The sequence below is a fragment of the Methyloceanibacter marginalis genome (genome assembly GCF_001723295.1).
Lineage (GTDB): Bacteria > Pseudomonadota > Alphaproteobacteria > Rhizobiales > Methyloligellaceae > Methyloceanibacter > Methyloceanibacter marginalis.
Genome location: NZ_LPWD01000348.1, coordinates 1 through 5,925, shown reverse-complemented (window position 1 = coordinate 5,925; position 5,925 = coordinate 1). Strand labels below are relative to the sequence as shown.

8 protein-coding genes and 1 pseudogene are annotated in these 5,925 nt (G+C 62.1%); 2 read left to right on the top strand and 7 right to left on the bottom strand.

Annotated elements, in window-relative coordinates:
* The 4 genes and pseudogenes from AUC71_RS12530 to AUC71_RS12515 form a co-directional block, all read right to left on the bottom strand.
* A pseudogene (locus tag AUC71_RS12530) lies at window positions 1-351 on the bottom strand (hypothetical protein); the annotation flags it as partial.
* Between the two features lie 129 nt (window positions 352-480).
* Window positions 481-696, bottom strand: coding sequence for a cold-shock protein (locus AUC71_RS12525; RefSeq protein WP_069624532.1), 216 nt, complete (start codon window positions 694-696; stop codon window positions 481-483).
* Window positions 697-923: 227 nt separating this feature from the next.
* Window positions 924-1,226: a hypothetical protein gene (locus AUC71_RS12520; RefSeq protein WP_069624531.1), complete on the bottom strand. Its 303-nt coding sequence runs from the start codon at window positions 1,224-1,226 to the stop codon at window positions 924-926.
* A 404-nt stretch (window positions 1,227-1,630) separates the two neighbouring features.
* Window positions 1,631-2,029, bottom strand: coding sequence for a septal ring lytic transglycosylase RlpA family protein (locus tag AUC71_RS12515; RefSeq protein ID WP_083238336.1), 399 nt, complete (start codon window positions 2,027-2,029; stop codon window positions 1,631-1,633).
* A 390-nt stretch (window positions 2,030-2,419) separates the two neighbouring features.
* On the opposite strand from AUC71_RS12515, the gene AUC71_RS12510 reads away from it, so the two are divergent.
* Window positions 2,420-2,656, top strand: coding sequence for a DUF3072 domain-containing protein (locus AUC71_RS12510; RefSeq protein ID WP_069624533.1), 237 nt, complete (start codon window positions 2,420-2,422; stop codon window positions 2,654-2,656).
* A gap of 272 nt (window positions 2,657-2,928) precedes the next feature.
* Window positions 2,929-4,059 (top strand): lytic murein transglycosylase, encoded by a 1,131-nt coding sequence (locus AUC71_RS12505; protein WP_342021850.1) that lies wholly within the window; start codon window positions 2,929-2,931, stop codon window positions 4,057-4,059.
* A 50-nt stretch (window positions 4,060-4,109) separates the two neighbouring features.
* Here the strand turns inward: AUC71_RS12505 and AUC71_RS12500 are convergent, their stop codons facing one another.
* From AUC71_RS12500 to AUC71_RS12490, 3 genes are all read right to left on the bottom strand, one after another.
* Window positions 4,110-4,496 carry a DoxX family protein gene (locus tag AUC71_RS12500; protein WP_244500944.1) on the bottom strand — a complete coding sequence of 129 codons (387 nt, stop codon included), beginning with the start codon at window positions 4,494-4,496 and terminating at the stop codon, window positions 4,110-4,112.
* An 830-nt stretch (window positions 4,497-5,326) separates the two neighbouring features.
* Entirely contained in the window at window positions 5,327-5,572 is a 246-nt protein-coding gene (locus tag AUC71_RS12495) for a nuclear transport factor 2-like protein (protein ID WP_069624528.1), read from the bottom strand.
* Complete coding sequence (locus tag AUC71_RS12490) at window positions 5,569-5,751, bottom strand: hypothetical protein (RefSeq protein ID WP_069624527.1); 183 nt, start codon at window positions 5,749-5,751, stop codon at window positions 5,569-5,571. Before AUC71_RS12490 ends, AUC71_RS12495 begins: the two co-directional genes overlap by 4 nt.
* Between the last annotated feature and the right edge of the window lie 174 nt (window positions 5,752-5,925).

The following is a 5,925-nucleotide window of genomic DNA, read 5'->3' as shown; positions in this document are numbered from 1 at the left end:
CTGCGCCTCGAAGGGTGAGGCCGTCCACAGCGCCAACGGATCCGGCGGTTGCACGTCATAGTGGCCATAGAAGAGAACGTGCGGGCGATTGGTGTCGGCCGGGTCGCGCCATTTGGCGAGGACCATCGGCTTGCCTTCGGTGGGTTCGACGCGCGCGTCGAAGCCGATGTCGCGCAGTGCGTCCGCACACCAGTCCGCAGCCTGAACGCAGGACTCGTGGTAGGCGGGATCCGTGGAGATGCTGGGAATGGCGAGGAACTGAAACAATCGCTCAAGGGCGGCGGTCCGTCCTTCGGCGAGACGGTCTAGCACGTTTTGAAGCGCGAGGTCGGATGCGCGCTTGTCGGGCATCGTCATAGCCTAGCCTGTCTCGCGCGGTCGAACACTGCCACGCCTTCCAAAAAAAATCCCGCTGACGATAACAGCGTCGAACGACAGCGCTATCGCAGCGGGTGGGAAATATTCGATTGTGCGGAGAGCTTATTCGCCGAGTTGCACGTTGATGGCTTGAGGGCCCTTGCCCCGACGGTCCGGCTCAGTCTCGAACGAGACGCGCGCCCCTTCGTCCGGTGCCGGCAAACCCGATTTCTGTAGTGCGGAGATGTGCAGAAACACATCCTTGCCGCCATCGTCCGGCGTGATAAAGCCGAAACCCCGCGAGTGATTGAAGAATTTGACCGTACCGGTCTGACGCATGGGAAGCTCCTTTCCCCCTCCGAATGGTCCGCGCGACACGCACGGAAAATCAGGCAAGTCTAGGAAACGGGGAAAGAAACCACGTCGCTTCCCAAGGAGCGTACGCGGCCAGTCTCCACCCTGGTTCGCAGTCTGCCCGCAAAGCGCCTCACTCTAGGGGCGTCAGGCTGCTCTGTGCAAGACCCGATCGACTTGCGCGCGTGCCGGTGCAACCGGGGTCTTTGTGCCTAGTTGGGGTAGGGCGACCGGCTCGGCGGACCGTTGAGGTCATAACCGCCAGGCGGGTAATCGTATCCGGGGTTATCCATGGATTGCTCGGGCATTTTGGGCTCGCCCCAAACGTCACTGAGAGTCCATGACGTGCCGCCGATAGCCGGGCCGCGATGGGGTTTCTGGAAGAGTCCCTGGCCGCTTCCCTGGCTGCGCTCCTGTTGCTGGGCCACGGCGCTTTCCAGCGCCAGCCCAACGGAGGCGGCGACCAGGAGGGCCGCCAGAGGAAGCGCCTTGGACAGCGTGGGGAGCGTGAGCATTGGGAGCGTCTCCGATCTGGGTGGGGATGTGGTCCCCCGGCGACTCTTAGGCGTATTGGCTAGGAATGCGCCACCGCGCTTGCCGTGGGAAGGCTGCTCCCCAAGCACCAATCCTTGCGACTATGCAGCCTTTTGCTCGGACTGCCTATTGCATCCGTGCAACGGTTCGAAATGTTCTGGAGGGCGCTCGGGCGCACGCTTTGCGCAACGGGCTTGAGAACTAGCCCGTTCCGGGCGCGCGCGCGCAAAACCAAAAACGGACGCCGGGCTGAATGCCCGGAGTCGTAGACCGTCTCAGGCAGGCTCCGCAGGAGCCCTGAAACCTTATATCTTTCAGGTGTTTGAGAGAAGGAGCCCTCGCTTCGGTCCCCCGGCCCCGGTCCCCCGTGTTGTTGTCTCGGTGGCTAGTTCTTGTTCGACCGGCCGAGCGCCTTGAGCGCGCCCCCGCTTGTCGGGGTGACGCGCACCTTGGCGGTACCGGAGTTGATCATGCCGAGCTGTGCGGCGGCGCCCTTCGAGACGTCGATGATTCGCCCGCCCACAAAGGGTCCGCGGTCATTGATTCGCACGACCACGGAACGGCCGTTTCTCAGATTTTCCACGAGCACCTTGGTGCCGAAGGGCAGCGAACGGTGCGCTGCGGTCAGGGCGCTGGGGTTCATCCGCTCCCCACTCGCCGTCTTCGAGGTGAGCGCGTACCACGAGGCGTGTCCGACCTGGCCCGCCTGGGCGGCACCCAAGGGCAACATCAAAGCGGCACCCAGAAGTCCCACCGTCATAAGTTTAGCCCGCACTTTGACCATGCGTTTTTGCTCCTTAGCTTGTTTCGGAGGTGTTTGCAGAAGCCGGCGAAGAATCGAGCCGGCGGCACACAATGGTGCAGTGCAGTAATCTATGGAACAAAGGGGCAGAAACTCGGCTGGCCAGCGGTCTTCGAAGGGCCATTTCGGGGCATTAAGCCCAGATTTTGTCAAGGTTTACAAAATGTTAATGGGGCGAGGCTGAAAGCCGCTTCACCACGCCGCACGCCGAGGCGCCCCGGGCCGGATGTTTTCTAGGCAGCACCTAATTGCGCGCAAACCTTTGTCACAGGACGCCAAATCCTTGCCCTTTTCGATTCTTACTGTAACACTCGTGTGAACAAGAAAGACCCCCAAAGGGAAACACCGAGGACGGTTCAGGAATACTACGATATGGAACAGAAGAAGAGGGCCCCTGAGTATCAGGAAAGCCAGTACCTCGCGTCGAGCGAGTCCAACGGCGCGGAGCCAATGACGGGGGCGCAGGCCTCGTATCTCAAGACATTGGCCGAGGAAGTGCGTGAGCCGGGGGCTTTCCAGCAGGGCTTGAGCAAACGCGAGGCTTCGCGGCGCATCAACGCGCTGATGGAGAAGCTTCGGATTGGCGACCTGCCGCCGCATACCGACTAAGAGCGGCCGGCACCGCATCGCGCCAAGCCGCCGCGCTTTTTTGCGGAGGCTTTTTCCTTTCCGTGTTGGAAGTGCGCCCGCCGTTCCGATTGGTGTCGTAGTGGCGGCGCGAGCTTCGCTTGTCATACCTCTTAGCTTGACGGACGCCCTTCGACTGGGTTCAGTGCGCGCATGGCTAGACACCCCATGACTCGCGTCATTTCGATGACAGCGCGCGCTGGCCTCTGTGCGGCGGTGCTGTTCGGCTCGGCTTCGAGCGTCCTTGCGCAGCAATGCCCCGGCCCCGCCGGCTTCAACAAATGGCTGCAAGGTTTCAAGCAACAGGCCATCGCCGAAGGCGTCTCTCCCCAGACCGTGGCCGCGCGCTCAACGGCGTCAGCTATTATCCGACGGCCATTGCCCATGACCGCCGCCAGGGCGTGTTCGCCCAGGACTATCTGACGTTTCAGGACCGCATGGTCTCCAAAAACCGCCTGAGTGTCGGCAAGTCGCTGCTCCAAAAATACGCCTCGACCTTCAACAAGATCGAGCAGCAATACGGGGTGCCGGGTCCGGTGCTCGTGGCCTATTGGGGATTGGAGACCGACTTCGGCAAGGTGATGGGAAATCTGCCGAGCATCCAGTCGCTTGCCACGTTGGCGTATGATTGCCGCCGGCCCGAGGAGTTCCGCGAGCAATTGATGTACGCGCTCAAGGTCATCGATCGGGGTGATCTCAACCCAGCGCAGATGAAGGGTCCTGCGCACGGCGAGGTCGGTCAGTTCCAGTTTCAGCCAAAGACGTACTACGATTACGCGGTTGACTATGACGGCGATGGGCGCCGCGATCTCGTGCGCAGCGCACCGGATTCCCTTGCGTCGGCCGCGAACTACATCGCATCCAAGGGGTGGCAGCCGGGTCAGCCTTGGCTCGAGGAAGTCATCGTGCCCGACAATCTGCCTTGGGAACAGGCGGACGTCACCATTCAGCGGCCGCGGCTTTTCTGGTCCCGCTATGGCGTGACCTATCGCAACGGCAAGCCGGTGCCCGCTGACAACACGCCTTCGGCGCTTCTCTTGCCGATGGGACGCGACGGACCGGCGTTTCTCGCTTATCTGAATTTCATCAACGTCTATCTCGATTGGAACAACTCGCTCGTCTACTCGACGACCGCCGGCTACTACGCCACGCGGCTTGCTGGCGCTCCGTCTTTGCGGCGGGGAAACCCCGAGCCGTTCACAGCAGCGGAGACGAAGCAGTTGCAGCAGCTCCTCGCGCAGCGCGGCTATGACGTGGGCAAGATCGACGGCGTGATCGGCGCCGGCACTCGCGCCGCCATCCGCGACATGCAAGTCAAGTTGGGTCTGCCCGCGGATTCCTATCCGAGCCATGCCTTGCTGCGGCAGCTGCAGCGCGGCGGCTAAGCAAACAAACCGGCGAGCGCCGACCACTTCAAGCGAGCCGTGTCCGCTCTCTAACGAGCGGGCGCGGGTGTGCTTCGGGCGCGCGACCAAATCAAGTGGTCGAGGGAGATCGCGCCGGGGCCACGCGCGAAGATCAGCAGCAGCAGCGCGAACCACAGAAGGTGATCCGGCCAGCCTTCCGGATAAACGAAGATCTGGATGACCGCGACCATGAGCATGAGACCCAGTGCGGAGAGCCGCGAAGCCAGCCCGATCACGAGCATGACCGAAAAGGCGAGCTCCTGATAAGTCGCAAGATAGGCGGCGGCGTCCGGCGGTAGGACGGGCACCTTATACTCTTCGCGGAAGAGGAAAAAAGTCGTGTCCTTGATATGCAGGCCGTCGACCTTGGTCTGGGCCGAACGCCAGAACACGTTCGCCACGGCGAGCCGCGCCACCAGGCGACGACGCTATAGGGGACGCGCTCGGCGAGCCGCCGTCCGGCCTCCAGCCAGGTTATCAACGTGGACAATTCGGCTCCCTCCCGCGCTCACCGGCATCATCGCCGCAGGCTAGCCGAGGCCGCCATCACTTGCGGTTCATATCTGCTCACAAGCACTTGAAGGGGAGATCGCGCTTGGCGCATGGCCACGAAAAAGCCCGGCGCAACGGCCGGGCTCTTCTACGCAGATACTCTCGCTTTCATTCCGGATGCGGCGAAACCCGGACTGGTGTCAGGACTTCGAAAGGCCGAAACCGGCGTGCATGAAAGCTTACTTGTAAGGCACCGGTGCGGCGGCAGCTCGGTGACGTAGGTCTGCTGACCGTGGTGGAAGCAACCGCCAAGGGCGATGGTCGCGGTGATGACCGCAAGAGCAATGATGGTGCGCATGACTGATTCCCTCTACGCTACTGAGTACTCAACTTGGTACGCCGCCCATCTCACTCCGATCCGCTTGAGAAAGAGTTAATGCGCGCGCCAATTTAGAACGGCAGGCCAGGGGAAATCGCGCATAGCAAGAAACCCGGCGAAGAGGCCGGGCTTCTCGTTCGATAGGCTACCCACTGGCTGAAGGGGTAGGGCGCGGAAAACTCCGCATGGCGGCCCGGGATCCCGCGCGTTCGCCGATCGGGCCAGGCCGCCGGGGCGAAGGCGGGTGACGCGAACACCAGACCGCCGTTCGCCCTCCATCAAGGCTAGAGGTGATGTCTGGCGCCGCTTTGCGCTGGATCAAGGCGTGGATTGTGTGGGCCCTAACGCTGCCAGCCGCGTCTGGATTCTGGCCGGTCACAGTTCCGCGCCGAGCGCCGCGACGCTCTGCTTGAATTCCTGAATGCGGACGAGGTTGTGATACTCGGAAAGCCGGACAGGCCAGCCGTCCTCGAACGTCCAGAAATTTGCGATCGTCGTTTCGAGATCGATATCCGTCTCGCGATGGCGGTAGCGCACGGGAATTTCGACGCCGGCGCGAGCCTCCTGAAAGATCAAGCCGCTGGTGTCGAACTGGAGAATTTCGAAGTCGTCGGCGATCACGCCGAGCCGGGCGATCGAGGCCGCCTTGCCACGCTGGTACCGCCAAGGGGATGAATGTCCGTCGGGATGTGAATGACGTGGCAAAAATCGTCAGGCAGGTAGCTCGCGAACCATTCCATGTCTTGAGCGCGCCACGCATCGTAGATCTCGCAGACGATGGTCTCCGGCCTGGTCATCATGCCTCCCTTCGAAGCGTTGCCGCGTCATATGATGTTAGGACGTGTGCTGTATATTTTTGGCGTGCGCGTGTGATACCGCGTTTCGGCGCGTTCGCGTCGCGCGAGTTCGAATTATGGTGAAGCGCGACTTGAGTTACGCGGCGCGGCCGGCGCCTTAGCGCCGCGCCTTCTTCA